General features: G+C 54.0%; 1 protein-coding gene and 1 pseudogene. Both read right to left on the reverse strand.

Going from position 1 to position 531, the window contains the following annotated elements; all coding sequences use genetic code 11:
• On the reverse strand, positions 1-92 hold a 92-nt coding region (locus ACIP66_RS28055), incomplete at its 3' end, for a hypothetical protein (RefSeq protein ID WP_400652482.1).
• Between the two features lie 199 nt (positions 93-291).
• A pseudogene (locus ACIP66_RS28060) lies at positions 292-531 on the reverse strand (dihydrolipoyl dehydrogenase); the annotation flags it as partial.

The raw sequence follows: 531 nt of genomic DNA on the forward strand, positions 1-531 counted from the left end.
GCTGCTTCCGGGGTGTCTACTGCGTAACCAGTGGAAACTGGCAGGCCGTATTCAGCGAACAGCTGCTTACCCTGATACTCGTGAAGATTCATGCTTTTTACCGTCTTCGTTAGGTACTGCGCATTCGGCGCTGCGCTCATATGAGTGCCGCGCCACCTGTGACTGCTGCTTGCGTAGCCTTTCCGGATACCCGGTGCAACTACGCAAGACTGCGTCCAGCGGACATTCCGCGGTGAGACTTGCTCGCAAGGCTCACGACGGGCCGTTACCGCCGTGGTTTCTTATTGTCTGTTAACGCTTTTTGCGGTTGGCAATGTGGATGGCGCCGCCATTCACCGCCAAAGCAGCTTCGTGCAAGGCTTCAGACAGGGTCGGATGGGAGAAAACCATCATGCCCAGATCTTCAGCGCTGGTGCCGAATTCCATACCGATCGCGCCCTGCTGAACCAGTTCTGCAGCGCTCGGGACAATAACGTTATAGCACAATTCTGTTTTAGTGTTTGTTTGTGAGATGTCGTTTTCGTTATCATT

The organism is Pseudomonas sp. NPDC088429, from assembly GCF_044753305.1.
Taxonomy (GTDB): domain Bacteria; phylum Pseudomonadota; class Gammaproteobacteria; order Pseudomonadales; family Pseudomonadaceae; genus Aquipseudomonas; species Aquipseudomonas rustica.